Origin of the sequence: Sphingopyxis lindanitolerans (genome assembly GCF_002993885.1) — a bacterium.
In the GTDB taxonomy this organism is placed as follows: domain Bacteria; phylum Pseudomonadota; class Alphaproteobacteria; order Sphingomonadales; family Sphingomonadaceae; genus Sphingopyxis; species Sphingopyxis lindanitolerans.
Genome location: NZ_CM009578.1, coordinates 3,847,497 through 3,873,400 on the forward strand (window position 1 = coordinate 3,847,497; position 25,904 = coordinate 3,873,400).

General features: G+C 64.8%; 25 protein-coding genes. 10 read left to right on the top strand and 15 right to left on the bottom strand.

The genetic code is table 11. From position 1 onward, the window contains the following. Positions 1–10 precede the first annotated feature (10 nt). Positions 11–1,234, top strand: coding sequence for an NAD(P)/FAD-dependent oxidoreductase (locus CVO77_RS18215; RefSeq protein ID WP_106000281.1), 1,224 nt, complete (start codon positions 11–13; stop codon positions 1,232–1,234). A 62-nt stretch (positions 1,235–1,296) separates the two neighbouring features. On the opposite strand, the gene CVO77_RS18220 is transcribed toward CVO77_RS18215, so the two are convergent. Further along, positions 1,297–1,929, bottom strand: coding sequence for a DUF4126 domain-containing protein (locus CVO77_RS18220; RefSeq protein ID WP_106000282.1), 633 nt, complete (start codon positions 1,927–1,929; stop codon positions 1,297–1,299). Between the two features lie 91 nt (positions 1,930–2,020). Here CVO77_RS18220 and CVO77_RS18225 point away from each other — a divergent pair, with 91 nt between their 5' ends. Both CVO77_RS18225 and CVO77_RS18230 read left to right on the top strand, forming a co-directional pair. Then, the gene (locus CVO77_RS18225; RefSeq protein WP_106000283.1) at positions 2,021–2,806 is read left to right on the top strand and encodes an NUDIX domain-containing protein; all 786 of its coding nucleotides are present in this window, start codon (positions 2,021–2,023) and stop codon (positions 2,804–2,806) included. A 177-nt stretch (positions 2,807–2,983) separates the two neighbouring features. After that, on the top strand, positions 2,984–3,220 hold the full coding sequence (locus tag CVO77_RS18230; protein WP_106000941.1) for a hypothetical protein: 237 nt from the start codon (positions 2,984–2,986) through the stop codon (positions 3,218–3,220). A gap of 266 nt (positions 3,221–3,486) precedes the next feature. Here the strand turns inward: CVO77_RS18230 and CVO77_RS18235 are convergent, their stop codons facing one another. The 3 genes from CVO77_RS18235 to CVO77_RS18245 all read right to left on the bottom strand — a co-directional run bounded on the left by CVO77_RS18235 (position 3,487) and on the right by CVO77_RS18245 (position 6,490). Further along, complete coding sequence (locus CVO77_RS18235; RefSeq protein WP_106000284.1) at positions 3,487–4,356, bottom strand: DUF817 domain-containing protein; 870 nt, start codon at positions 4,354–4,356, stop codon at positions 3,487–3,489. Beyond that, a complete protein-coding gene (locus tag CVO77_RS18240) occupies positions 4,349–5,155 on the bottom strand; it encodes a lipid II flippase Amj family protein (RefSeq protein ID WP_106000285.1) in 807 nt (268 codons plus the stop codon). Before CVO77_RS18240 ends, CVO77_RS18235 begins: the two co-directional genes overlap by 8 nt. A gap of 156 nt (positions 5,156–5,311) precedes the next feature. Then, positions 5,312–6,490 carry a vWA domain-containing protein gene (locus CVO77_RS18245; protein ID WP_106000286.1) on the bottom strand — a complete coding sequence of 393 codons (1,179 nt, stop codon included), beginning with the start codon at positions 6,488–6,490 and terminating at the stop codon, positions 5,312–5,314. A 424-nt stretch (positions 6,491–6,914) separates the two neighbouring features. Between CVO77_RS18245 and CVO77_RS18250 the strand changes: the two genes are divergently transcribed. Both CVO77_RS18250 and CVO77_RS18255 read left to right on the top strand, forming a co-directional pair. Continuing rightward, positions 6,915–7,814, top strand: a complete 900-nt coding sequence (locus tag CVO77_RS18250; protein ID WP_106000287.1) for a TraB/GumN family protein — start codon at positions 6,915–6,917, stop codon at positions 7,812–7,814. A gap of 108 nt (positions 7,815–7,922) precedes the next feature. Beyond that, the gene (locus tag CVO77_RS18255; protein ID WP_242446009.1) at positions 7,923–9,320 is read left to right on the top strand and encodes a methyl-accepting chemotaxis protein; all 1,398 of its coding nucleotides are present in this window, start codon (positions 7,923–7,925) and stop codon (positions 9,318–9,320) included. Between the two features lie 58 nt (positions 9,321–9,378). Here CVO77_RS18255 and CVO77_RS18260 read toward each other — a convergent pair whose 3' ends face one another. The 7 genes from CVO77_RS18260 to CVO77_RS18290 all read right to left on the bottom strand — a co-directional run bounded on the left by CVO77_RS18260 (position 9,379) and on the right by CVO77_RS18290 (position 16,844). Further along, positions 9,379–10,224, bottom strand: coding sequence for an AAA family ATPase (locus CVO77_RS18260; protein ID WP_106000289.1), 846 nt, complete (start codon positions 10,222–10,224; stop codon positions 9,379–9,381). A gap of 104 nt (positions 10,225–10,328) precedes the next feature. After that, positions 10,329–11,015: a DUF6975 family protein gene (locus tag CVO77_RS18265; protein WP_106000290.1), complete on the bottom strand. Its 687-nt coding sequence runs from the start codon at positions 11,013–11,015 to the stop codon at positions 10,329–10,331. A gap of 269 nt (positions 11,016–11,284) precedes the next feature. After that, entirely contained in the window at positions 11,285–11,626 is a 342-nt protein-coding gene (locus tag CVO77_RS18270; protein ID WP_242446201.1) for a PspC domain-containing protein, read from the bottom strand. A gap of 335 nt (positions 11,627–11,961) precedes the next feature. Then, complete coding sequence (rpoD, locus tag CVO77_RS18275) at positions 11,962–13,986, bottom strand: RNA polymerase sigma factor RpoD (RefSeq protein WP_106000291.1); 2,025 nt, start codon at positions 13,984–13,986, stop codon at positions 11,962–11,964. Positions 13,987–14,020: 34 nt separating this feature from the next. Then, complete coding sequence (dnaG, locus tag CVO77_RS18280; protein ID WP_106000292.1) at positions 14,021–15,898, bottom strand: DNA primase; 1,878 nt, start codon at positions 15,896–15,898, stop codon at positions 14,021–14,023. Then, a complete protein-coding gene (locus tag CVO77_RS18285) occupies positions 15,895–16,284 on the bottom strand; it encodes an endonuclease domain-containing protein (protein ID WP_106000293.1) in 390 nt (129 codons plus the stop codon). Before CVO77_RS18285 ends, dnaG begins: the two co-directional genes overlap by 4 nt. A gap of 107 nt (positions 16,285–16,391) precedes the next feature. Further along, entirely contained in the window at positions 16,392–16,844 is a 453-nt protein-coding gene (locus CVO77_RS18290; RefSeq protein WP_106000294.1) for a GatB/YqeY domain-containing protein, read from the bottom strand. A 131-nt stretch (positions 16,845–16,975) separates the two neighbouring features. Between CVO77_RS18290 and carA the strand changes: the two genes are divergently transcribed. The 5 genes from carA to CVO77_RS18315 all read left to right on the top strand — a co-directional run bounded on the left by carA (position 16,976) and on the right by CVO77_RS18315 (position 23,276). Continuing rightward, entirely contained in the window at positions 16,976–18,247 is a 1,272-nt protein-coding gene (gene carA / locus CVO77_RS18295; protein ID WP_106000295.1) for a glutamine-hydrolyzing carbamoyl-phosphate synthase small subunit, read from the top strand. Then, positions 18,244–18,726, top strand: a complete 483-nt coding sequence (locus tag CVO77_RS18300; RefSeq protein ID WP_106000296.1) for a hypothetical protein — start codon at positions 18,244–18,246, stop codon at positions 18,724–18,726. The genes carA and CVO77_RS18300 overlap by 4 nt, the downstream gene beginning before the upstream one ends. A gap of 4 nt (positions 18,727–18,730) precedes the next feature. Then, positions 18,731–22,051 (top strand): carbamoyl-phosphate synthase large subunit, encoded by a 3,321-nt coding sequence (gene carB / locus CVO77_RS18305; RefSeq protein WP_106000297.1) that lies wholly within the window; start codon positions 18,731–18,733, stop codon positions 22,049–22,051. Between the two features lie 95 nt (positions 22,052–22,146). Continuing rightward, positions 22,147–22,623 carry a transcription elongation factor GreA gene (greA, locus tag CVO77_RS18310; protein ID WP_106000298.1) on the top strand — a complete coding sequence of 159 codons (477 nt, stop codon included), beginning with the start codon at positions 22,147–22,149 and terminating at the stop codon, positions 22,621–22,623. Between the two features lie 17 nt (positions 22,624–22,640). Further along, entirely contained in the window at positions 22,641–23,276 is a 636-nt protein-coding gene (locus tag CVO77_RS18315) for a rhomboid family intramembrane serine protease (protein WP_106000299.1), read from the top strand. Between the two features lie 36 nt (positions 23,277–23,312). Here CVO77_RS18315 and CVO77_RS18320 read toward each other — a convergent pair whose 3' ends face one another. The 4 genes from CVO77_RS18320 to CVO77_RS18335 are packed head-to-tail and all read right to left on the bottom strand — an operon-like array spanning position 23,313 to position 25,903. Further along, entirely contained in the window at positions 23,313–23,858 is a 546-nt protein-coding gene (locus CVO77_RS18320) for an NUDIX hydrolase (RefSeq protein WP_106000300.1), read from the bottom strand. A gap of 9 nt (positions 23,859–23,867) precedes the next feature. Further along, on the bottom strand, positions 23,868–24,548 hold the full coding sequence (locus tag CVO77_RS18325) for a TPM domain-containing protein (protein WP_106000301.1): 681 nt from the start codon (positions 24,546–24,548) through the stop codon (positions 23,868–23,870). A gap of 12 nt (positions 24,549–24,560) precedes the next feature. Next, a complete protein-coding gene (locus tag CVO77_RS18330; RefSeq protein ID WP_106000302.1) occupies positions 24,561–25,382 on the bottom strand; it encodes a TPM domain-containing protein in 822 nt (273 codons plus the stop codon). Next, positions 25,379–25,903: a TPM domain-containing protein gene (locus CVO77_RS18335; RefSeq protein WP_158258124.1), complete on the bottom strand. Its 525-nt coding sequence runs from the start codon at positions 25,901–25,903 to the stop codon at positions 25,379–25,381. Before CVO77_RS18335 ends, CVO77_RS18330 begins: the two co-directional genes overlap by 4 nt. Position 25,904: the final 1 nt, after the last annotated feature.

The following is a 25,904-nucleotide window of genomic DNA, read 5'->3' on the forward strand; positions in this document are numbered from 1 at the left end:
CGGAGGGATTATGCAATTCGACGTGGTGATCGTGGGGGCCGGACACGGCGGCGCTCAGGTGGCGATCATGCTGCGGACGCAGAAATTCGCGGGCAGCATCGCGATCATCGGCGACGAATCCGAACTCCCCTATGAGCGGCCGCCGCTGTCGAAGGAATATTTCGCGGGCGAAAAGGAATTCGAGCGCATCCAGCTTCGTCCCGCCAAATATTGGGACGAACGCGAGGTGACGATGCTGCTCGGCACGCGCGTCGCCTCGGTCGATCCGGCCGCGCACAGCGTGACCACCGATGGCGGCGAGACGATCGGCTATGGCAAGCTCGTCTGGGCGACCGGCGGAAGCCCGCGGATGCTGCCGATCCCCGGCGGCGACCTGCCCGGCGTGCAGGGCGTGCGCACCCGCGCCGACGCCGACGCGATGAAGGCGGCGTCGGAGACGGCGGGGCAGATCGTCGTCATCGGCGGCGGCTATATCGGGCTCGAAGCGGCGGCGGTGCTGCGCAAGGCGGGCAAGAAGGTCGTGCTGCTCGAAGCGCTCGACCGCGTCCTGGCGCGGGTCGCGGGCGAGGAATTGTCGCGCTTCTATGAAAAGGAACATCGCGACCATGGCGTCGATCTGCGCCTGGGCGTCGGCGTCGAGGCGATCGAGGGCCGCGACCATGTCACCGGGGTGCGCCTGGCCGATGGCGAGGTGATTCCGGCCGACCTCGTCATCGTCGGCATCGGCATCATCCCCGCGACCGGGCCGCTGGTCGCGGCAGGCGCCGCGAGCGGCAACGGCGTGCTGGTCGATCGCCATTGCAAGACGAGCCTGCCCGACATCTATGCGATCGGCGACTGCGCCGCGCATGAAAACGCCTTTGCCGAGGGCGCGACGATCCGCCTTGAATCGGTGCAGAACGCCAATGACCAGGCGAATGTCGTCGCGAAAGGCATCGTCGGTGATGAAGCGCCCTATCACGCCATCCCCTGGTTCTGGTCGAACCAATATGATCTGAAGCTCCAGACCGCCGGGCTGTCGACCGGGCACGACCAGGCGGTGCTGCGCGGCGACCCCGCGAACCGCAGCTTTTCGATCGTCTATTTGAAGGCGGGCCGGGTGATCGCGCTCGACTGCGTCAACGCGACCAAGGATTATGTTCAGGGCCGGATGATCGTCACGGCGGGGCTGGTCGCGACGGCGGAGCAGCTTGCCGATACGGACAAGCCGCTCAAGGAATTGCTGGCGGGTTGAACCTTATATATTGCGCCCCGGTCTTCGCGGGGGAACGGGTTTTTGCCTGAAAAGGCCGACCCTTAAGCTGGCGGCAGACTTTCCGTTTCCGGCAGGTCGCCGAGCGCGCGTTTCAGCGTCGTCTTGATGTTGCGGAGCAGGCGGCGCAGCGCGATGATCACGACCACCGCGGCGCCCGCGAGCAGGACGGCGATCACGATCGCGATCGCGGGATAGGCGATGGCGAGCGCGAGCAGCCCGGTGGTGGCGACGTCTTCGCCGGTCGAGACCGCCGCGTTGCTGAACGGTTCGGGGCTGATGTTGACGACCGCGCGCGTCGTCGCTTTGGCCCCATGGCTGAGCAGCGCGCCGCCGCCGCCGAGGAGGAAGGCCACAACCTGCCACGTCGGATCGGAACTGTCGACGAGCGCGAGCGCGAGCAGCGCGCCGCCGAGCGGGCGGATGAAGCCGTGGATCGTGTCCCAGGCCGAATCGACCCATGCGACCTTGTCCGCCAGAAATTCGGCGAGCGTGCCGACCGTCGCGACGCCGAGCACCCAGGGGTTCGCCAGAACCTGCAGCGCCTTCAGATGTTCGGGCAGCGGCAGCCAGCCGAAATGCATTGCGATGCCGGTGGCGAGGATGGTCAGGTAAAGCCGCCAGCCCGCGAGCAGGCTGAGGCTGCCGGCGACACCCAGAATTTCCAATATTCCCATGGTCCTGCTCCCGCTGGAGCGCCATCCTGCACCGTCGGCGCCTCGGCTGCAATGGGGATGACAAGCGCGGCGCGCGGAGTTAGGCTTGGGCATGAATCCGTCAGCTTTGCCGTCCGCCCTGCCGGACAACGCCATCCCCGCCGCCACTCTCGTCATCATGCGACCGTCGGGCGGCGGCGGTCCCGACGAGATATTGATGGTCAAGCGCGCGGCGACCATGGCCTTCGCGGCGGGCGCCATGGTGTTTCCGGGCGGGCGCATCGACCCCGACGACCATGTGGTGGCCGAGCGGCACGGTTTCGCGCCGGGCGATGCCGAGGGCGCGGCGCGGGTCGCGGCGCTGCGCGAAACGATCGAGGAGACCGGCCTCGCGGTCGGCTGGCCGACGCTCGCCGATCACGAAATTGCCGCAACCCGCCGGGCGCTGCTCGACGGCACGCTCCTGTCCGATCTGCTGGCGGAGCGCGGCGAGCGACTCGCGCTCGAAACGCTCGTGCCCTTTGCGCGCTGGTGCCCGAATTTCAAGGAAGCGCGGACCTTCGACACCCGCTTTTATGCCGTCGCCGCGCCGCCGCACGGGCACGAATTGACGGTCGAGGAGGCCGAACACAGCCAGATCTTCTGGGCCAGCGCGGCCGACACGCTGGCGATGGCCGACCGCGGCGACGTGTCGATCATCTTCCCGACCCGGCGCAATCTGGAACGGCTGGCGCAGGCCGATGGTTTTGCCGATTTTTCGGCGCACGCCGGGCGTTTCCCGGTCGAACTGGTGACGCCGTGGATCGAGGAGCGCGACGGCGGCTCGCATCTGTGCATCCCCGACCATCTCGGCTACCCGGTGACGAGCGAGCCGCTCGATCATATCCGGCGTGGATGAATTGGTACCAATTCGGTGCTTTTTGCTGGTTTAGCAGATTCATAACAAATGGCGGGTAGGGCAAATCGTCGTTGCAATCGGCAAGGACTATGCCTACAGAGGTTGAGTAGATTCACGTCGATAGCCAAGGCGTTGATGTGATTCGATAAGACTATGTTCCAGTGGACGGAGAAGAAGATGAACCTGCTTAAGAAAGCCGCGATCTCCCTCGCGGCAACGTCGATGATCGCAGCTCCGGTTGCCGCTTCGGCTGCTACCTCGCTTGATTCGGCTCGTGCCACATCGGCTCTGGGTGGCGAAAGCGAGCTCGAGGGCAGCACCAGCTGGATCATCGCCATTGTCGCGCTGGCCGCCATCATCGGTGGCATCATCCTGGCGACCGACAACAACAGCGACACCCCGACCAGCCCGTAATATCGGCTGATCGCATAGATATACCAAAAGGCTCCGGACCTCTCGTCCGGGGCCTTTTGTGCGTTCGGAGTTCGGATATTCCGATGGGGAGGGCTCCGGCGACGGGGTTCGGGCGACGGGGGGCTCGGGCCGAAGCGGGGCAGGGGCTTCGCGTGGATCGGTAGGCAAGGCGTTCCCGCTTGCGCGGCCTCTTCGTGCCATTTCGACGCCGCGATCGCGCGACAAGGGGCTGACCCTACGCAGCCCGATTGTGCGTCAGAGCGGCGTTATCCGCGGGCGGTCGTTGTGGATGATGGCGTTTTCGGCCGCTGGACCAGGCTGACCAGCACGAAGCTGATGATCATCAGCAGATACCAGCTCCCGAGCTTTTCGATCCCGACCATGTGCCAGCCGTCCCTCTGGCTGGGATAGGTCCAGGCGCGGGCGAAGGTGCCGATATTCTCCGCGAACCAGATGAATAGCGCGACGAGGCCCCAGCCGACGAGCAAAGGCATCCGGCGGTGGACGTGGAGCGGGCGAAACCAGACCTGGCAGCGCCAGAAGAGAAAGGCGGTCGCCGCGAACAGCAGCCAGCGGATGTCGGGAAGCCAGTGGTGCGCGAAGAAATTGACATAGATGGCGGCGGCGAGGGCATGGCTCGTCCAGGCGGGCGGATAGCGGGTGTAGCGGAAATCGAAGATGCGCCAGACGCGGGCGATATAGCTGCCGACCGCGGCATACATGAAGCCCGAAAAGAGCGGCACCGCGCCGATGTGGAGCAGGCTCTCCTCGGGATATTGCCACGATCCCGCGGCGGTCTTGAACAATTCCATCACCGTGCCGACGATGTGAAAGATCAGGATGACGACCGCTTCCCTTGGCGTTTCGAGCCGAAAGGCGAGCATGGCGATCTGGATTAGCACCGCGCCGATCGTGATGGCGTCATAGCGGTGGATCGCGGCGCCGTCGGGCCAGAAGAGGTGCGTGCCGAGCAGCAGAATCAGCATCAGCGCGCCGAACAGGCACGCCCAGCCCTGTTTGAAGCCGAAGACGAGAAATTCGAGGCACCAGCCGCGCGGGCCCGGCTCGACCGCCATCGCCTCGAGGCGCGAGCGGACGGCGTGGAAGCGGCTGTGGCTCCGTTCGGCCTCAGACATGCACGGAGACATAGGCGATCAGCATCGCCGCCGGCAGCAGCAGCGCCTGCGCCAGCACCGTCCCGGCGAGGCGGCTCAGCGAGATGAAGGTGATCGCGCGGCGGAAATCGGCCTCGTCGACCTTTCCCTCGACCGCGTCGTCGGTCATCACCGACAGTTGCGGGTCGATGAAGGCGAACAGGAGGATGGTCGCGAAACCGTTGATCAGCGCCGAAAGCTGCGAGGCGGTGACGCGAAATTCGGGGGCGAGATAGCCGGCATAGAGCGAGGCGACGACGCCGACCGCGAGCAGCGATTGCGCGAGGCAGTTGGCGATCAGCACGCCCCAGCCGATCCCGTGTGGCATCCGCCAGCTCCTGAGATGCGTCAGACTGGGGAAACGCAGCGAATCGCGCAGGGTGCGCAGCCCGCCGGGGCTGACGGCCTTCATCGCGAGCTTCGTCGTCGAGCGATTGTCCTGATACCAGCCGATCGCGGCGGCGAACATGCGCTGGCCGGTGGGGACGAGCAGGATGCCGATCAAGGTCGCGACGCTGGCGGCGGCGAGGACGAACTGCATGTCGACGAACAGCGACGCGCCGCTGCCGTCGTGGATTCGCGTCTCGATCCGCTTGGCGAGGAAGGGACCGAGGAAGCTGTTCGAGGTGCGCGAGAAGAGCACGAGGATGTTGAACAGCGCGAACGACATGGCGATCCGCCGCGTCCGCACCCCGGCGATCCGCGCCGCATAGGCGAGCGCGCCGATCAGGTTGATGAAGCCGGTGAGGAGAAGGATGGCGACGAGCGGGAGGTCGATCATGGAGATCTCGATATAAAACTTCCGTCTCCCCGAGCGAAGACGAGGGGCTATGCCGAGCGAAGTCGAGGCAGCGACCTTGCGGGTTCTCGCTTCGCTCGAACGAGCCCCTCGTCTTCGCTCGGGGATGCGGATGCTTTGTCGGTTATGCGGCCGCCGTCAATGCTTGCGCGTCAGCTCGCGCATCGCACCGTCGAGCCCGGCGAGGCTGAGCGGGTACATGCGGTCGTTCATCAACTGCTTGATCAGCTTGACCGACTGGGTGTAGCCCCAATGCGCCTCGGGCACCGGGTTGAGCCACACCGCGGCGGGATAGATGCGGGTCATCCGCTGGAGCCATACCGCGCCGGACTCTTCGTTGAAATGTTCGACGCTGCCGCCCGGATGGGTGATTTCATAGGCGCTCATCGACGCATCGCCGACGAAGATCAGTTTGTAATCATGGCCATATTTGTGGAGGATGTCCCACATCTGGTGGCGTTCGGACCAGCGGCGCTTATTGTCCTTCCACACCCCTTCATACGGGCAATTGTGGAAATAGAAGAATTCGAGATTCTTGAATTCGCTCGTCGCGGCGCTGAACAATTCCTCGCACAGCTTGATGAACGGGTCCATCGACCCGCCGACGTCGAGAAAGAGCAGCAGCTTGACCGCGTTGCGCCGTTCGGGGCGCATGCGGATGTCGAGCCAGCCCTGCCGCGCGGTGCCGTCGATCGTGCCCGGAATGTCGAGCTCGTCGGCCGCGCCCTCACGCGCGAATTTGCGCAGGCGGCGCAGCGCGATCTTGATGTTGCGGGTGCCGAGTTCCTTGGTGTTGTCGAGATTCTGGAACTCGCGCTTTTCCCACACCTTTAGCGCGCGCTTGTGCTTGCTCTCGCCGCCGATCCGCACGCCCTCGGGGTTATAGCCCGAATTGCCGAAGGGCGAGGTGCCGCCGGTGCCGATCCACTTGCTGCCGCCCTGGTGGCGCTTTTGCTGTTCCTCGAGCCGCTCCTTCAGCGTCTCCATGATCTTGTCCCAATCGCCGAGCGACTTGATCGCCTCCATCTCTTCGGCAGTCAGATATTTCTCGGCCACCGCCTTCAGCCATTCCTCGGGAATGTCGACGGGGTTCTGGCCGTAATCGGTGAGCAGGCCCTTGAAGACCTTGTTGAACACCTGGTCGAAGCGGTCGAGCAGGCCCTCGTCCTTCACATAGACGGCGCGGCTCAAATAATAGAATTGCTCGGGCGTGCGGTCGATCACCTCGCGGTCGAGCGCCTCCAGCAGCAGCAGATGCTCTTTCAGGCTGGCGGGAATGCCCGCGGCGCGAAGCTCGTCGAGGAAGCCGAAAAACATGGGGCAGGGTTATCCTGTCGGCGCGGCGGGCGCAATCACTTTACGTTTACGGAAGGCGAAGGAAGGAGAACGGAAAATGGCAGGAAACTGCGCAACTTCACTCGCGAATCGCGAATGCGGATCGGAGCGCCCGCCGCCTAAGGCCACAAAAGCCTCGTATGGGCGATGCGATATCGGGGCTTTTGTGGCCTTAAGGAGACAAAATATACGGACGTGAGCAACCGGATTGTCTCCTTTGTCGCTTTTGGTAGCGCGTAAGCGTCTCGCAGAGCCGGCAAGGTTCGGGCGAACGAAGGCTTCATTCGGCAGGGTAGACCATCGTCGAGCATTTTAGGAAAGCCATTTTTCCGTATGTTGGCTCACGACCTGTTGTAAAGATTCCGAATATTGATATAATATATCATCGTTGTGCAGGGATTATGGTATGAGTCTGATTGCGGGTTTGTTCCTTTTAGTCGCAGGGCAGAGCGAACTGCCGGACGCGTCGAAATCCTCGCAATGCAGCGTCCCCAAGGGCTGGGACGCTATCGTCGATCGCGATCCCCGCTTCGTGGTTTTCGGCGAGCAGCATGGCACACAGCAAGCGCCCGCGTTCATCGCCGATCTTGCCTGTGCTTTGAGCTCGAAAGGACAGCGAACGCTGGTTGCGGTCGAACTGAGTGCCGCCGATGATCGAAAGCTTCAGGACGCCTGGAAGCTGCCGGCCAATCAGTTTGCCGGGTCGCTTTTGGAAATCGGCTGGCGCGGCCGCAAAGACGGGGTCGCCAGCAGGGCGATGTTTGACATGCTCGTGCGCCTCCATGATCTCAAGGAGCGAGGCTTGCCCGTCCGCATTGTCGCATTCAACGCACCCAGGGACGAGGAGCAATCAAGACGCTTCGCCGATTTGCCGGGACAAGGGCCCCATGAGGCAGGGCAGGCAGAGAATATCGCCCAGGCTGCAAACGGCCTGGAATATGATCGGGTTCTTGTGCTCGCCGGCAATTTCCATGCCCGGAAGGGAAGCGTTACGTGGCGCGGCGTGCAATTCGATCCGATGGCAAGGCGACTGACGCAATATGGGACCACGATTACCCTGAACATGCGTTTCGCCGAGGGTACGAGTTGGAACTGCGTGTTGAAACCCTCGGCGAACCAGGGGGGCAAGCCGGTCACCGACCAATCGCTCGATTGCGGGAACCATCCGACTCGGGGAAGTGCGGACCTCGGCCCCGTACCCTTTATCGCCCTGGCTTCGGCTTCCGACGCCGACCAAAGCGGCGATTACGACGGATATTTTTGGGTCGGCCCGATACGTGGCTCTCCTCCTGCCGCAGCGGAGTGAAGGGCAACTTCCTACTCCGGAACAGCTCTGCCCTCCTGCCGTAAATTGACGCGCCGTTAACCAATGTCCGGCATAGCTTCGCGATCATCCAGGGACGCGGGCAAGCCAATGAAATATGATCCGATCAATGCGGCGGCGCCGATTCTCGACCAGTCGGTGGCGAGCGACTGCGGCGAACTGGCCGTCGGGTGCAGCGACGCCGCGGGGCGGATCAAGCGCGCGACCGATCAGATGGAACGCCAGATTTCCGAACTCGGCCGGCTCGAGGAATATGTCGTCGGGCTCGAGGCCGACCAGCGCCAGATCGCCGATTCGACCGATGAGGCGAAATTGCTGTCGGCGCGGGCGTGCGAACAGCTCGACGCGGGGGCGGAGCGCGTCAATCTGGCGGTCAGCGAATTCCGCTCGGTCATCGACCTCGTCGCGCGGCTCGGCACCCATGTCACCAATTTCGCCGCGGTGATGGCGCAGGTGCAGCAGGTCAGCCAGTCGATCGAACAGATCGCCAAGACCACGAACATGCTCGCGCTCAACGCCGCGATCGAGGCCGAACGTGCCGGCGATGCCGGGCGCACCTTCGCGGTCGTCGCATCCGAAGTGAAAAAGCTGGCGCAGAATACGCGCGGCGCCACCGACGAGATCCGCCGCTCGATCGGCAGCCTCGCCGCCGAAGCGAGCGGGCTGGTCACCGAAATCCAGTCGGGGGTCGAACAGTCGAGCCGTGCCGAGGCGCAGTTCGAGACGATCACCGACGCGCTGCACGACGCGACGCACCTTGTCGCGCTGCTCGACGGCCAGAGCGACCGCATCGCGCAGTCGAGCGCGATGGTTCACGCCAATGGCGCGAAAGTGCGCGAGGCGATGGACCGCGTCGTCGGATCGGTGCGCGACAACAGCGCGATCCTCGACGGCACCCGCACCTCGATCCTGACGATGGAACATGTGTCGAGCCGGATGTTCAACGCGGTGATCTCGGCCGGGGTGAGCCCCGCCGATTCGGCGATCGTCGACCTGGCATCGCGCGTGCGCGACCGCTTCGTGATGCTCGCCGAGGATGCGATCGCCGACGGCAGGCTGACGATGGAGCAATTGTTCGACACCGACTATGTCCGGGTGCCGGGGTCGAACCCCGAACGCTTTCGCACCAGCCTGTGCGACTGGGCCGACGCCCATTGGCGCCCGCTGTTCGACCAGATCGTCGCCGAGCATCCCGAGATCAAGATGTCGTCGGCGGGCGACATGAACGGCTTTCTGCCGACCCACATCACCGAATGCTCGCGCGCGCCGACCGGCGATATCGAACATGACACCGCGCATTGCCGCAACGGCCGCATCCTGCTCGACGAAACCGATATGGCGGCGAAGCGCAGCACCGCGCCTTTCTTCATGACCGTTTATCGGCAGGAAGGCGACGGAGTGAATTACCTGACCGTGCGCAATGTTTATATGCCCGCGGTGATTGGCGGACGGCGCTGGGGCGACGTCGAGGTCGCGTATCAGCTTTAAGCCCTCGTCATTGCGACCCCGGATCAAGTCCGGGGTCGCAATGACGGAATGTTGAGGGTCAGCCGCCCTGGCGCCGCGCCATGAAGGCGAGCTTTTCGAACAGCATCACATCCTGCTCATTCTTGAGCAACGCGCCGTGCAGCGGCGGGATTGCCTTGCCGACGTCGCGGTTCTGGAGGACTTCGAGCGGCATGTCTTCGTTCAGCAGCAGCTTGAGCCAGTCGATCAGCTCGCTGGTCGAGGGTTTCTTCTTGAGCCCCGGAACGTCGCGCACCTCGTAGAAAATGTCCATCGCGCGGCTGACCAGCGTCTTCTGGATGCCGGGGAAGTGGACCTCGACGATGTCGGCCATCGTGTCGCGGTCGGGGAATTTGATGTAATGGAAGAAACAGCGGCGCAGGAAGGCGTCGGGCAGTTCCTTTTCATTGTTCGAGGTGATGACGACGATCGGGCGTTCCTTCGCGGTGATCGTCTCGTCGGTCTCATAGACATGGAACGCCATGCGATCGAGTTCCTGAAGCAGGTCGTTCGGAAATTCGATGTCGGCCTTGTCGATCTCGTCGATCAACAGCACGGGGAGCTGGGGGCTGGTGAACGCCTCCCACAGCTTGCCCTTCTTGATGTAATTGCGGATGTCGTGGACGCGCTCTTCGCCGAGCTGGCCGTCGCGCAGCCGCGCGACCGCGTCATATTCGTAGAGGCCCTGCTGCGCCTTCGTCGTCGACTTGATGTTCCAGGGGATCAGCGGCGCATCGAAGGCCTTGGCGATCTCCTCGGCCAGCACGGTCTTGCCGGTGCCGGGTTCGCCCTTCACGAGCAGCGGACGGCGCAGCATCGTCGCGGCGTTGACCGCGACCTTCAGGTCGTCGGTCGCAATATAGGCGCTGGTTCCCTCGAAACGCATCGGTGCGCTGCCTTTCCCTTAACGTGAACGTCAATTGGAGGTGGCATAGCGAGGCAAAGGGGGCGGTGCAAGAAGACTCCCCTCCCGCCTGCGGGAGGGGTGGATCAGGGATGCGCGCGGCTGGCGGCGCGGGCGGCCATCAGATCCCACAGGCCGCTGTGCTGGGCGATGAGTTGCTGGGCGCCAAAGGCGATCGCGCGTTCGACCGCGGGGCCGTCGGCGATCTGCGCCGCGACGCGCGCGGTGTCGCGAAGGTCGGGCAAGGTGCAGCGCGGCGCCGCAAGTTCGAGCCGCTGTGCGCTGATGTCGAGCAGCACGCGGATCGTGCGCCAGTCGAGTGTCAGCGCGATCGCGGCGCCCATCGCGCAGCCCTGGCGGTCCGATTCGGCGAGCATGTCGAGCGCGCGGCGCTGCGCGGTGACGGCGGCCTCGCACTGGGCCTGGCCCGGCGTGCTCGGCATCGGGCCGACCGCGGCGGCGATCTTCGACAGAAAGGCGCGTTCCTGGGCAAAGGCTTGCGCCGCTTCGTCCATCCATTTGCGCGACGCGGGGCTGGCCGCCTTGCGCGCCGCGCTGTCGATGACGCCGGGATAGCGGCCGTGGAGCAGGCAGAGGAAATGGACGGCGTCGGCCAGGTTGCGCATCGCCTCCGGCCCGTTCGACAGCGCGCCGGATTGAACGTGCGGATGCGCCCCGGTGCCGTCGCTGGCGACCAGATGATCGAGACGTTCGGCGACGCCGCGCGGTTGCGGCGCAAGCCGGGGCGATTGGGGCTGGGTCGATGGGCTCAACGCTGGATCCTCGCCTGTCAAAAGGGTCCGTCGCGGTGGTCTGGCCCCCCGCCGCATGGACTACGAGCGTCCAGCCTTAGGGCAACGTCGTAAACGTGGCGTTTATGAGCGACCCTCGATTCGTCGCATCGCTGTGCCGGATCGAGACGCACCCGATCGAGACAGGAGGACCGGCAAGCCCGGGGAAGCTTGCCGGTCCGGTGATGGCGCCGGGGAGCGCCATGCAGGGGTGCGGGCGGGGGAGCGGAGAGGCCCCCGCCCGGCGAGCGTCAAGCCGCGAGCGCGAGTTCGCCAACCTTTTCGTCGGCGGCCGGGGCGGCAACCTCGGCAACGACCGGCAGCGACGGCGCGGCGGCCTTGTTCGGGAACAGGGCCCGCGACAGCAGCACGAGGACGCCGAGCGCGAAATAGGCGATGAAGGTCTGCACCGGGAAGACGAAGAGCGGTGCGATGAAGGCGAGGCGGAGCCACAGGGGGTTAAAGCCGAAATCCTGGCCCACGGCCTCGCAGATACCGAAGAAGGTGTCGCGGCGGCGGAAGAGATTGGTGGTTTCGTTGTCCATCTTGTCGTCTTTCTCTTGGTGGCAGGGGCGTTTCCTGCCGATGCTCATCACTAAGCAACGGGCGTGCCAATTGGGCAGTTTCCCGGTTTTCCGGGGCTTTTTGGGTCGAGCCGGTGAGTCTGTCTTCCCTGGATATGAATGGTTTCCCCACATAATGGGATGAATCGCCATTAAGTGGCGGGAGATGAATGGGCTATGAAAGCCATGGCCCCGACGCGCTGCTATCTGGGGAAGAAAGGTGAAGATTTGAAGATGGCGCGCACCTGTTTTTTGTGCGGCGCACAAGTCGCCGACCGTCGCCCCCGCCTGCGCGGGGGTGACTGTCGGCGGTGAAACGCCCCGCCGCGACGGGGCGCGGGCAGGGCGTGGTTCGGTGTCGGTGTTTACTGGTCGAGGAAACTGCGCATCTTGCGGCTGCGCGACGGGTGCTTCAGCTTGCGCAGCGCCTTGGCCTCGATCTGGCGGATGCGTTCGCGGGTCACGCTGAACTGCTGGCCCACCTCTTCGAGCGTGTGGTCGGTGTTCATGCCGATGCCGAAGCGCATGCGCAGAACGCGCTCCTCACGCGGCGTCAGCGACGCCAGGACTCGCGTAACCGTTTCCTTGAGGTTCGATTGCACCGCGGCATCGACCGGAATGACGGCGTTCTTGTCCTCGATGAAATCGCCGAGATGGCTGTCTTCCTCGTCGCCGATCGGCGTTTCGAGGCTGATCGGTTCCTTGGCGATCTTCATCACCTTGCGGACCTTTTCGAGCGGCATCGACAGCCGTTCGGCCATTTCCTCGGGCGTCGGCTCGCGGCCGCTTTCGTGGAGGAACTGGCGGCTGCACCGCACGAGCTTGTTGATCGTCTCGATCATATGGACCGGGATGCGGATCGTGCGCGCCTGATCGGCGATCGAGCGGGTGATCGCCTGGCGGATCCACCAGGTCGCATAGGTGCTGAATTTGTAGCCGCGGCGATATTCGAATTTGTCGACCGCCTTCATCAGGCCGATATTGCCTTCCTGAATGAGGTCGAGGAATTGCAGGCCGCGGTTGGTATATTTCTTGGCGATCGAGATGACGAGGCGCAGGTTCGCCTCGACCATTTCCTTCTTGGCGATGCGCGCTTCGCGTTCGCCCTTTTGCACCATGTTCACGACGCGGCGGAACTCGGTCAGGCTCATCCCCGCGGCCTGTGCGATTTCGCTGATCTCGATGCGGATGCGGTCGACCGCGCCGGCTTCGTTCTCGGCGAAGGCGGCCCATTTCTTGTCGAGTCCGCTGACGCTCTCGATCCAGTTTTCTTCCAGCTCGCGCCCGACATAATTGTCGAGGAACGATTTGCGCGGCACTTTGTGGCGCTCGGCGAGGCGCAGCATCTGGCCGCCCAGCGCGGTCAGGCGGCGGTTGTAGCTGTAGAGCTGATCGACGAGATATTCGATCTTGGTGCCGTGAAACTGCACGCTCTCGACCTGCGCGGTGAGTTCCTCGCGCAGCTTGTGATATTTCTTCTCCGACGCCGCGGGAAAATCCTCGCCACCCGACAGCGATTCGAGCCGCGCGTTCTGGAGCTTCTGGAACGCCTTGAAGCTTTTGGTGATGTTGGCGAATTTCTCGAGCGCGTCGGGCTTGAGCAATTCCTCCATCGCCGCGAGGCTCAGCGTATTGTCCTCGTCGTCTTCCTCGAAATTCTCGCGCTTGCCCGAGGTGCCTTCGCCATCCTCGTCGTCGCCGTCGGCGGCGGGCTCTTCCTCGACCTCATCCTCGTCCTTGAACGAGACGCCGGCGTTCTTTTCGCTGATCTCTCCGTCGTCGGTGGCGCCTTCTTCTTCAAGGTTTTCGGGCGCCGGATCCTTCGACAGCATCGCTTCGAGGTCGACGATCTCGCGCAGCTGCATGTCGCCATTGTTGAGCGCGTTCGACCATTCGATGATCGCGTTGAAGGTCAGCGGGCTTTCGCACAGGCCGAGGATCATCGTGTCGCGGCCCGCCTCGATGCGCTTCGCGATCGCGATTTCGCCCTCGCGGCTGAGCAGTTCGACCGCGCCCATCTCGCGCAGATACATGCGCACCGGGTCGTCGGTGCGGTCGATCGTTTCCTTTTTCTTTTCGATCGCGGGGTTCGAAACCGAACCCGTGCCGGCGCTGACATCGACTTCCTCGTCGGGTTCGGCGTCGGCCTCTTCCTGCACATCCTCGTCGCTTTCGACGATGTTGATGCCCATGTCGGAGATCGCCGACATGATATCCTCGATCTGCTCCGACGACATCTGGTCCTGCGGCAGCGCCGCATTCAGTTCGTCATAGGTCAGGTAGCCGCGCTTCTTGCCGCGCGCGATCAGCTTTTTGACGTCGGCCTCGTTGAGGTCGATCAGCGGGCCGTCGGTGTCGGTGTCGGTCTCGGCGGTGTTCTTGGTGGCCATCAAATCTTCCTGCCTAGGGGCGTCAAAAGGGTCGTTACTGGCTGCTGCTGTCGGACAGCGCGGCCAGGCGGCGGGTCAGTTCCTCATCCATCGCGCGCAGCTTTTGCTGCCGCGCCAGGCCTTCGTCGTCCATCGTGCGCTGAAAATCCGCGGTGGCCTGTGCCAGCCGCTCGCGGATTTCGGGCTGGGTGACCAGCACGCCGATATATTCGTCGAGGTCGCGCAGCGCGGTTTCATGTGCCGCATCAGCCTCTTCGCCTTCGAGCCTTCGATTGAATGAGAAGTGCATTCCGTCGGCTCTGAGCAATGTCATCGCCCTATTATACACTTTCATCGGCTCCAATATGGCAAGCAACCCCTCGCAATCAAGCCCTTCTTGGGCATTTGCGATGTCAAGCATCGCGCCGAGCAATTCGGCGTCGCCGGAATCGGGGATGGCGAGGCGGAACAGCGCCTCCTCATTGCGCCGCATCGCCTCCGGATAACGAAGCAATCCGCCGATCAGCGCCGCCGCATAGGGGGTGGCGATGCCGGTCCGGCTGAGCGCGCGGGTTTCGTCGGCGGGGGGTTGAAGCCGCGGGTCGGGCGCGTAGCGGCGGCCGCCGCGCTGTGGCTGCGGCGCCCAGGGCACGGGCGGGCCGCGTTCGGGGCGTTGCCGCGCGAACAAGCTATCGATCTTTGCGCGGAACGCCTCGCGATAATGGTGGCGGACGTCGGCATCCTCGATCGCGTCGGCGTGAGCGAGGAGCCGCATTTTAAGCGCGGCACGCTCCTCGGGCGTCGCGAGCGATCCCGCCGCGACCTCGTGCGCCCAGAGCCGTTCGACGAGCGGCTGCGCGTCGCCCAGGATCGCCGCGAAACCGTCGGCGCCGCGCGCGCGGACGATGTCGTCGGGGTCCTGGCCGGCGGGCAGCGTCGCGAAGGCGAGGCTGAAACCGGGGCGCAGCAGCGGCAGCGCGCGCAGCGCGGCGCGCATCGCCGCCTTCTGCCCCGCCGCATCGCCGTCGAAGCAGAGGATCGGCACCGGCACCATCCGCCAGATCAGCCCGAGCTGCGCCTCGGTGAGCGCGGTGCCGAGCGGCGCGACGGCATCGGCGATCCCCGCCTCGGCAAGCGCGATCACGTCCATATAGCCTTCGACGACGATGATCCGGTTCGTCTGCCGCGACGCTGGGCTGGCCTTGTCGAGATTATAAAGGACGCGGCCCTTGTCGAACAAAGGCGTGTCGGGCGAGTTCAGATATTTGGGCTCGCCATCGCCGAGAATGCGGCCACCGAACGCGATCACCCGGCCGCGCGCGTCGCGGATCGGGATCATCAGGCGACCGCGGAAGCGGTCGTAGGGTTCCTTCTCGTCAACGGCGATCAGCATCCCCGATTCGACGAGCATCGCGGTCGGGAATTTCTTGAGCGCTTCCTTGAGTGCGCTGCGGCTGTCGGGCGCGAGACCGAAGCCGAAGGCGGCGCGGGTGGCGTCCGAAATGCCGCGCTTTGCCAGATAGTCGCGCGCCGGGGCGCCGTTGCTGCTGCCGAGCTGCTGCGTGAACCAGTCGGCGGCGCCCTGCACGACGTCGCGCAGGCTTGCCTGCTCTTCGGCCTTTTTCGCGGCGCGCGGGTCGGCGGCGGGAACCTCCATCCCGGCTTCGGCGGCGAGTTCCTTGACCGCGTCGATGAACGACAGGCCGCGCTGGTCGGTCATCCAGCGGATCGCATCGCCATGCGCGCTGCACCCGAAGCAATGATAGAAGCCCTTTTCATCGTTGATCGTGAAGCTGGGCGTCTTTTCGTTATGGAAGGGGCAGCAGGCCTTATACTCGCGCCCGGCGCGGGTGATCTTCACCGTGCGGCCGATGAGGGTCGAGAGGGTGACGCGCGAGCGCAGTTCGTCGAGCCATTGCGGGGTGAGGGTCAAGAGTCCCCCTCCCGCTTGCGGGAGGGGTCAGGGGAGGGCGTGTCTGCGAGCACGCGCTCGATCTCGCTCACGACGCCTTCGATCCGTTCCAATACATCATTGTTCCAGAAACGGATCACCCGATAACCCCGTGCTTCCAAATAGGCCGTCCGCGCTTCGTCTTTTTCTACATCAACCGCGTGTTGCCCGCCATCGACTTCGATGACGAGTTTGGCGCTGCGCGAAACGAAATCGCAGATGAACGGGCCAATGGGGAATTGGCGATTGAAACGGACGCCCGCGATTTTTCGGGCGCTGATCTGGGCCCAAAGCTTGCGTTCGGCGTCGGTGGCGTTCAGCCGGAGTTCGCGTGATCTCGCGGTCGGTCGTTTGTAGCCTTTGTCCAACAGGCCCTCCCCCGACCCCTCCCGCAAGCGGGAGGGGAGAATATGCGTTCCCGGTCCGACCAGTTCCCCTCCCATTTATGGGAGGGATTAGGGGAGGGCCTGTCTCCCTACGACAACGCCGCCTTCACCCACCCGCTGGCCTTGCTCATGTCGAGCTGGCTGCCCAGCCGGTCCTTCACCGCGGCCATGACCCGGCCCATATCCTTGAGGCTTTCCGCGCCCAGTTCGGTCACGATCGCCTTGATCGCGGCGGTCGCTTCGTCGTCGCTGAGCTGCGCGGGCAGGAATTCCTCGATCACGGCGACTTCGGCGGCCTCGATATCGGCGAGTTCCTGGCGGCCGCCGGCTTCGAACATGGTGATCGACTCGCGGCGCTGCTTGACCATTTTTTGCAGCACGTCGGTGACCAGCACATCGTCGTCGGCCGGCGCGGTGCCGGTGCGCAGTTCGATGTCCTTGTCCTTGATCTTGGCCAGCATCAGCCGGATGGTGCCGAGCCGCGCCTTGTCGCCGCTTTTCATCGCGGCGATCTGCGCAGCCTTAAGACGCTCACGAATCATACGTGTCCCCATGCGCTGCAAATTTCGGAAAGGCCCTCTCTAGCGGCAAGTTTCCAAATCCGATAGCTTGTGAATCATTTTTTTGGCTCCTACTTGGTCGGCCGTTTAGCCCCCCGTCCGGAGCATGTTGAATGGCACCTGCCAATCCCCCTGTGGCGCCTAAAGTCGCGCCCAAAAGCCAGCCCGATGGCGCGACCGGCGTTCTCGTCCTCGCCGACGGCACGATCCTGTGGGGCGTCGGATATGGCGCGGCGGGCGCGGGGGTGGGGGAGATTTGCTTCAACACCGCGATGACCGGCTATCAGGAAATCCTGACCGACCCGAGCTATGCGGGGCAGGTCGTCACCTTCACCTTTCCGCACATCGGCAATGTCGGGGCGAACCCCGAGGATATGGAGCGCGGCGTTCCCGGCGCGCTCGGCTGCATCACCCGCGAACTGCCGACGGCGCCCAGCAATTTTCGCAGCGTCCAGAGCCTGCCCGACTGGATGGCCGAACAGGGCGTGATCGGGCTTGCCGGCATCGACACCCGCGCGCTGACCCGTCGCATCCGCGACGCGGGGGCGCCGAACGGGGTGATCGCGCATAGCGTCGACGGCCAGTTCGACGTCGACGAGTTGCTGGCGATGGCACGCGGCTGGGCGGGGCTGGAGGGCATGGACCTCGCGAAGGCGGTCAGCCGGACCGATACGGGCGATTGGGATGCCGGGGTCTGGGCTTTGGGGCAGGGCTATTCTTCCCCCCTCCCGCTTGCGGGAGGGGGCGGGCGAGGGCCTGTTTCCGAAGGCGCGCCATCCGACATGCCCCCCCCTAACCCCTCCGGCAAGCGGGAGGGGGTCAGCAGGCCCCATGTCGTCGCGATCGACTATGGCGCGAAGGACAATATCTTTCGCAACCTGGTCAAGGCCGGCGCGCGCGTCACCGTGGTGCCCGCGACCGCGACCCTCGACGAGGTGCTGAGCCATCACCCCGACGGCGTGTTCCTGTCGAACGGCCCCGGCGATCCCGCGGCGACGGGCGCCTATGCGGTGCCGCTGATCCGGGGGCTGCTCGACCGTGACATTCCGCTGTTCGGCATCTGCCTCGGCCACCAGATGCTCGGCATCGCGGTCGGCGCCAAGACGATCAAGATGCACCAGGGCCACCGCGGCGCGAACCATCCGGTGCAGCGCGCCGAAGATGGCGTGGTCGAGATCACCAGCATGAACCACGGCTTCGCGGTCGACGCCGCGACGCTGCCCGCCGGCGTGGTCGAGACGCACAAGAGCCTGTTCGACGGATCGAACTGCGGCATCAAGGTCGCGGGGAAGAAGGCGTTCAGCGTGCAATATCACCCCGAGGCGAGCCCAGGGCCGCAGGACAGCTTCTATTTGTTCGAGAAGTTTGTGGGTGGATTGGGATGAACCGCTCGGCTCTTCTTTGGATGCTGGCAGGTGCGCTTCCCGTTGCCTTGGCAGCGGCAGTCGTGAGTCTGTGGCCGAAGGATGAGCCCGTAGGTCTTTACCTCCGGATAGTTGACGACAACGTTGACCTGCCAGCCGATTATCAATGGGAAAAGGTAGGCGCGTTCAGCTCAATGTTAGCGAGGAAGTGCGGGATTAATCGTTTCGAGACCGATTCTATGGGTGTCGATCACATGGGATCGTCCTTCGTTCCGTTGGATGATGCGTCAACCAGCGAACTTGACTGCTTAATTGGCGAAGCGCGCATCCACGGAATGACTATCGCAGTTTCGCGCGGAACGACGCCCGAGACGGTTGAATGTTTGCCGGGGCATCCTGCAAGATTTCAGCCGCCTGAGAATATCGACCAGAATGCCGCAGCAACTTGCGAGCGCGGCCGCCGCGAAAATGCGACCATGACCGCCGACGAGAGAAAATAAAATAATGCCTAAAAGAACCGATATATCCTCCATCCTCGTTATCGGCGCCGGCCCGATCGTCATCGGTCAGGCGTGCGAGTTCGATTATTCGGGGACGCAGGCGATCAAGGCGCTCAAGGAGGAGGGCTATCGCATCGTCCTCGTCAACTCCAACCCGGCGACGATCATGACCGATCCCGACCTTGCCGACGCCACTTATGTGGAGCCGATCACGCCCGAGATCGTCGCGAAGATCATCGAAAAGGAGCGCCCCGACGCGGTGCTGCCGACGATGGGCGGGCAGACCGCGCTCAACACCGCGCTGGCTTTGTTCAACGACGGGACGCTGGAGAAATATGGCGTCGAGATGATCGGCGCCGATGCCGAGGCGATCGACAAGGCCGAGGACCGGATCAAGTTCCGCGATGCAATGGACAAGATCGGGCTCGAAAGCGCGCGCTCGGGCATTGCGCATACGCTCGACGAGGCGTTCGCGGTGCTCGAACGCACCGGCCTGCCGTCGATCATCCGTCCCAGTTTCACCATGGGCGGCACCGGCGGCGGCATCGCCTATAACCGCGAGGAGTTCGAGCATATCGTCCGCGGCGGCCTGATCGCCTCGCCGACCACCGAAGTCCTGATCGAGGAATCGCTCCTCGGCTGGAAAGAATATGAGATGGAGGTGGTGCGCGACCGCAAGGATAATTGCATCATCATCTGCTCGATCGAAAATGTCGATCCGATGGGCGTGCATACCGGCGACAGCATCACCGTCGCCCCGGCGCTGACGCTGACCGACAAGGAATATCAGATCATGCGCAACGCGAGCATCGCGGTGCTGCGCGAGATCGGGGTCGAGACCGGCGGGTCGAACGTCCAGTTCGCGGTCAATCCCGCCGACGGGCGCCTGATCGTCATCGAGATGAACCCGCGCGTGTCGCGCTCGTCGGCGCTGGCGTCGAAGGCGACGGGCTTTCCCATCGCCAAGGTCGCGGCGAAGCTGGCGGTCGGCTATACGCTCGACGAGATCATGAACGACATCACCGGGGTCACTCCGGCGTCGTTCGAGCCGACGATCGACTATGTCGTCACCAAGATCCCGCGCTTCGCCTTTGAAAAATTCAAGGGCGCCGAGGCGACGCTGTCGACCGCGATGAAATCGGTCGGCGAAGTGATGGCGATCGGGCGCAATATCCACGAAAGCCTGCAAAAGGCGCTGCGCGGGCTGGAGACGGGGCTGTCGGGCTTCAACTTCGTCGAGCACCTCAAGGGCGCGAGCCACGACCAGTTGCGCAGCGAACTGGCGAAGCGCACCCCCGACCGGCTGCTCAACGCCGCGCAGGCGATCCGCGAAGGGCTGCCGCTCGCCGAGATCAACCGCGTCGCGGGTTATGATATGTGGTTCCTCGACCGCATTGCCGAGATCGTCGCGGCCGAACAGGAGGTTTGCGAAAACGGCCTGCCGCGCGATGCCGAGGGGCTGCGCAAGTTGAAGGCGATGGGCTTTTCCGACAAACGGCTTGCCTATCTGGCGCTCCAGTCGGCGAATTTGCGGCCGGGATCGAAAAGCGCGGCGGCGCATGGCAGCGGGCTGATCCACGATACGGTGAAGGCGATGACCGGCGGCGTGACCGAGGGCGAGGTGCGCGCGCTGCGCCATCGGCTTGGCGTGCGGCCGGTGTTCAAGATGATCGACACCTGCGCCGCCGAATTTCAGGCGCAGACCCCCTATCTCTATTCGACCTATGAAGCCCCGACCTTTGGCGAGCCCGAGTGCGAGGCGAACCCCAGCGACCGCAAGAAGATCGTCATCCTCGGCGGTGGTCCGAACCGGATCGGGCAGGGGATCGAGTTCGATTATTGCTGCTGCCACGCCTGCTTCGCCTTGGAAGAGGCGGGTTATGAAACGATCATGATCAACTGCAATCCGGAGACGGTGTCGACCGATTATGACACGTCGGACCGGCTCTATTTCGAGCCGCTGACCGCCGAGGATGTCCTCGAAATCCTGCACGTCGAGATGTCGAAGGGCGAACTCGTCGGGGTGATCGTCCAGTTCGGCGGCCAGACGCCGCTCAAGCTGGCGCAGGCGCTGGAGGAGGCGGGAATCCCGATTCTCGGCACCTCGCCCGACGCGATCGACCTCGCCGAAGACCGCGAACGGTTCGCGGCGCTGGTCAACAAGCTTGGCCTAAAGCAGCCCGAGAACGGCATCGCGCGCAGCCGCGAGGAAGCCGTCGCGGTCGCCGCGCGCATCGGCTATCCGGTGCTGACGCGCCCCTCCTATGTCCTTGGCGGCCGGGCGATGGAGATCGTCGACGACCAGGCACAGCTCGAACATTATATCGAGACCGCGGTGCAGGTGTCGGGCGATTCCCCGGTGCTGATCGACCGCTATCTGCGCGACGCGATCGAGGTCGATGTCGATGCGCTTTGCGACGGCACCGATGTCGTCGTCGCGGGTGTGCTCCAGCATATCGAGGAAGCCGGGGTTCATTCGGGCGACAGCGCCTGTTCGATCCCGCCGTACAGCCTGTCGGCCGGGATCATCGCCGAGATCGAGCGGCAGACCGAAGCGCTGGCGCGCGCGCTCGGCGTCCTGGGGCTGATGAACATCCAGTTCGCGGTCAAGGGCGACGATGTTTTCCTGATCGAGGTCAATCCGCGCGCCAGCCGCACCGTGCCGTTCGTCGCCAAAGCGGTGGGCTCGCCCGTCGCCAAGATCGCGGCGCGGGTGATGGCGGGGGAAAAGCTTGCCGACCTGCCGACGATCAACCGCGACATCGCGCATGTCGCGGTGAAGGAAGCGGTCTTTCCCTTCGCGCGCTTCCCCGGCACCGATCCCGTCCTGTCGCCCGAGATGAAGTCCACCGGCGAAGTCATGGGAATCGATAGCAATTTCAACCTCGCTTTCGCCAAGGCGCAGCTTGGCGCGGGCGACCGGCTGCCCACCGATGGCCGGGTGTTCGTGTCGGTCAAGGACAGCGACAAGCCGCGAATCATCGAGCCGGTGCGCCGGCTGGTCGATTGGGGCTGGCAGGTGATCGCGACCGGCGGCACCGCCACCTATCTCGTCGAACAGGGGATCGCGGTCGAGCGCGTCAACAAGGTCGCCGAAGGCCGCCCGCATATCGTCGACCGGATCAAGGACGGCGATGTGCAACTGATCTTCAACACCACCGAGGGGTGGCAGAGCCTGCAGGATTCGCAGTCGATCCGCGCTTCGGCGCTGGCCGCCGACGTCGCTTATTATACGACGGCGGCGGGCAGCGATGCCGCAACGCATGCGATTGGGGCGCTGCGCGCGCACTCTCTTGAAGTAAAACCGCTTCAGCACTATTATTGACGAACCGCTCCACCCCCCGACATCGACGGAAACAGCGGCTCAGCCGCCCGGCGCTCACCCGCCGAGGCGGATTTTTGACGAAGGACAACAGGATAATGGCAAGCGTTGAAAAGGTGCCGATGCTGGCAGAAGGCTATCAGAAGCTGAGCGCGCAGCTCTCCACGCTGAAAGCCGAGCGGCCTTTGATCGTGGATGCGATCGAGGAAGCGCGCGCGCATGGCGACCTTTCGGAAAATGCCGAATATCACGCCGCGAAGGAACGCCAGGGCCAGGTCGAAGCGACAATCGGCGACCTTGAGGACCGGCTGTCGCGCGCGCAGATCATCGACCCGACGATGCTGTCGGGCGACCGCATCGTGTTCGGCGCGACCGTCACCCTCGCCGACGAGGACGACAAGCCGGTGCGCTACCAGATCGTCGGCCAGGCCGAGGCCGATGCCAAGGACGGCCGGATCAGCTATAACTCGCCGCTGGGGCGGGCGCTGATCGGGCGCCGCGTCGATGACGAGGTCGAGGTGACGGTGCCGTCGGGCGACAAATATTATCTGGTCACCAAGATCGAATTCGTCTGAATCCCGGAGGCAAGGCGATGAAGCCGCAGGACGCGCCGCTGGTCACAGGCTATGCGCTTGCCTGCGTCATTCTGTTCGTTCTGCTCCAGATCACCGGCTTTCAGGGCGAGGCGATCGTCCGCGCGGGGTTCGTCCCGGCGCGGTTCGGGACCGAGCTGATCCTGCCGCCCGGCGCGATGGTGCCGTTCGTGCTGACGCCGCTCAGCTCGACCTTTCTGCATGGCGGCTGGCTGCACCTGATCTTCAACATGGTCATGCTGCTGTTCATCGGTCGCCAGCTCGAGGCGCCGCTGGGGGCCAAGGCGATGGCGGTGCTGCTGCTCGTCGGCGCCTATGCCGGCGCGCTCGCGCAATATCTTGCCGATCCGGGGTCCGCCGTGCCGATGATCGGGGCGAGCGGCGCGATCTCGGCGCTGCTCGCGGTGTTCGCGCTGATCTTCAGTCGCACGCAGACGTCGGCGATCGGGCCGATCCCGGCGCATTGGGTGCGCGCGCTCTGGCTCGCCGCGGCGTGGATCGGGCTGCAACTCGCGCTCGGTTTCGCGGGTGGCGGCGGGTTCGGCGCGGTCGCGATCTGGGCGCATGTCGGCGGATTTCTGGCGGGGCTGCTGCTGGCCCGGCCGCTGCTCCGCTGGCGCTTTGGGGGGCGGTAGAGGCCGGGGCCGACGGCCGGTGTCGGCCGGCAGATGCTATTCGGCCAGCAACCCACCCGCCAGCAGCAGCGCCACGCGCACGTCGATGCCGCAGCCTTCGGCGCGCTTCGCCGCGATGAAATCCTCGATCCCGGTCAGCGGCACGCGGTGGACGGTGATATCCTCGCCATCGACCCCGCCGCCGTCGCTGACCCTGGTCAGCCGCTTGGCGACGAGCAGGGTGAAGCTTTCGCTGACCATGCCCGGCGAGCTGAAGAATTCGCCGACGGTGCGCCAGTCGGCGGCGCGATAGCCGGTCTCTTCCTCCAGTTCGCGCCGCGCCGCGATTTCCGACGCTTCGCCCGCATGGTCGTCGCCGACGAGACCGGCGGGAAGTTCGAGGCAGCGGACCTTGAGCGGCACGCGATATTGCTCGACCAGGAGGATGTGGCGCCCGTCGGCCGCGTCGTCGATCGCGAGGATCACCGCCGCATGGATGCCGCGCGAGCGCGAGACATATTCCCATGTGCCTTGCTGTTTGACCGTGATGAAACGGCCTTCCCACCGCGTCTCGACCGGGGTGTCGGGGGAGGGTAGGGGCATGGTCTTCCTCTAAAGTTCGATCAGCCGATCGGGCAGTTCGTTCGGATTTTCGCTGCCGCGCGGGAAATGTTCGGTCAGCACGGCGCCCATCTGGCGCACCGCCTCGGCCATGCCCGCGCCGGGCTGGCCCTTGCGGACGAGATCGACCAGCGCGGCCATGGCGTCGCCCCAGACTTCGGGCGCGACCTTTGCCGCGATCGCTTCGTCGGCGACGATGTCGGCGCGATGCTCGCGCAGGCTGACGTAAAGGAGTACGCCGGTGCGTCCCAGCGTCTTTGCCTCGGTGCCGACCTTGAACAGGTCGATCGCGCGGGCGCGGACGCGCGCCGCGAGGATCGCGCGCGGGGTGAGCCACAGGCGCAGCGGGCGCCAGAGCAGGATCAGCCACACGCCGATCCATTTGAGGACGCCGATCGCGATCACCGTCCCGAGCCACTGGTTGGCGGTCAGTTCGTGTCCCCAGCCGCCGGTGAGCCGGTAATAGAGGCCCTGGTAGAAATCGGGGGCCAGCGCGACGATCGACATGGCGAGAAAGGCGATGACGCTCGCCCAGACGAGCGCGACATCGTCATAATCGTTCGACTGCGCCGCGATGACGGTGACGATCTCGCCGCTCGTATCGGCTTCGGCCGCGGCGACGGCCGCAGTGACGCGGTCGTGGTCGGCGGCGCTGACATGGCTGACTTTCATGGTCCCGTTCCCCTACCAGCCGCCCGAAGCGCCGCCGCCGCCGAAGCTGCCGCCGCCGCCCGAAAAGCCGCCAAAGCCTCCGCCGCCTCCCCAGCTCGATCCGCCGCCGCCCCATGAGGAACCGCCGCCGCCACCGCCCCAGTCGTTGTCGCCCCAGATGATGATCGGCGCGGCGCCCCATGGGCGATGGCGGCGATGCTTCTTGCCGCGCCGCCCGAAGGCGGTGAGCATCGGCAGGATGAAGAAGAAAAAGACGATGAAGCCGATGAAGAACAGCCCGCCGAAATCGCCGTCGTCGGCGCGGTCGCGCGCGGCCTTGTCGGCGGCGGCGGCGCGCGCCGCAGCCTCTTCGGGCGGGAGCTGGATCTGTTCGGCGATCGCGTCGACGCCGTCCTGGATGCCGCCGGGCATGTCGCCGGCCTTGAACTTCGGCGTGACGACGTCGCGGATGATGCGGCCCGACAAGGCGTCGGTGAGCACGGGTTCGAGGCCATAGCCGACCGAGATGTTCATCCGCCGCTCGTTCGGCGCGATCAGGAAGACCACGCCGTCGTTATTGTCCTTGCTGCCGATCCCCCACGCGCGGCCGAGCTTGTAGCCATAGTCGGCGATATCATGGCCTTCGAGGCTGTTCACCGTCGCGACGACGAACTGATGGCCGCTATCCTTGTTGAGCTTTTCGAGCTGCTGGTTGAGCTCGGCCTCCTTGTCGGCGGGGATGATGTCGGCCTGGTCGACCACGGGTTCGGTGGTCCGCTTGGGAAAATTCTGTGCGGCCGCGGGGACCGCGAGCAGCGAAAGGCCCAGCGCCCAGCCGAGCAGAAGCGGTCTCATGGCGTATCTCCGGTCTGGGCGGCGATGGCATCGACACCGGTCGACAGGCCGCCCGCATAATCGCCCTGTCTGAACTGCGGCATCATCTGATGAATGACGGCCAATGCCTTGTCGTCGGTCAATATTTTTTCCATGCCGATGCCCGTGGCGATGCGCGCGAGCCGTTCGTTCGGCGCGACGAGGAGGAGGATGCCGTCGTCCTGATCCTTGCGCCCGATCTTCCAGCGATTGGCGAGGCAGGTTCCGAAATTATCGACGCGCGCGCCGTTCAGGCTGGGCGTCGTCGCGACGACCATCTGATGCTGCGTCCGTGCTTCGTAACGAGCGAGGCGATCGGACAGGCGCGTTTCCTCCTCGCCGCTCAAGATGTCGGCCGCGTCGGTCACGCGGCCCGCGAGCGCCATGTGGGGGACGCCGTCGCACGCCGCCGTTTCCTTCGCGGCGACCGGCCCCGGCGCCGCCTTGCAGCCGCCCGCGATCGACAGGATCGCGAGCGGAGCGGCAAGGGCGGCTGCGCGCACC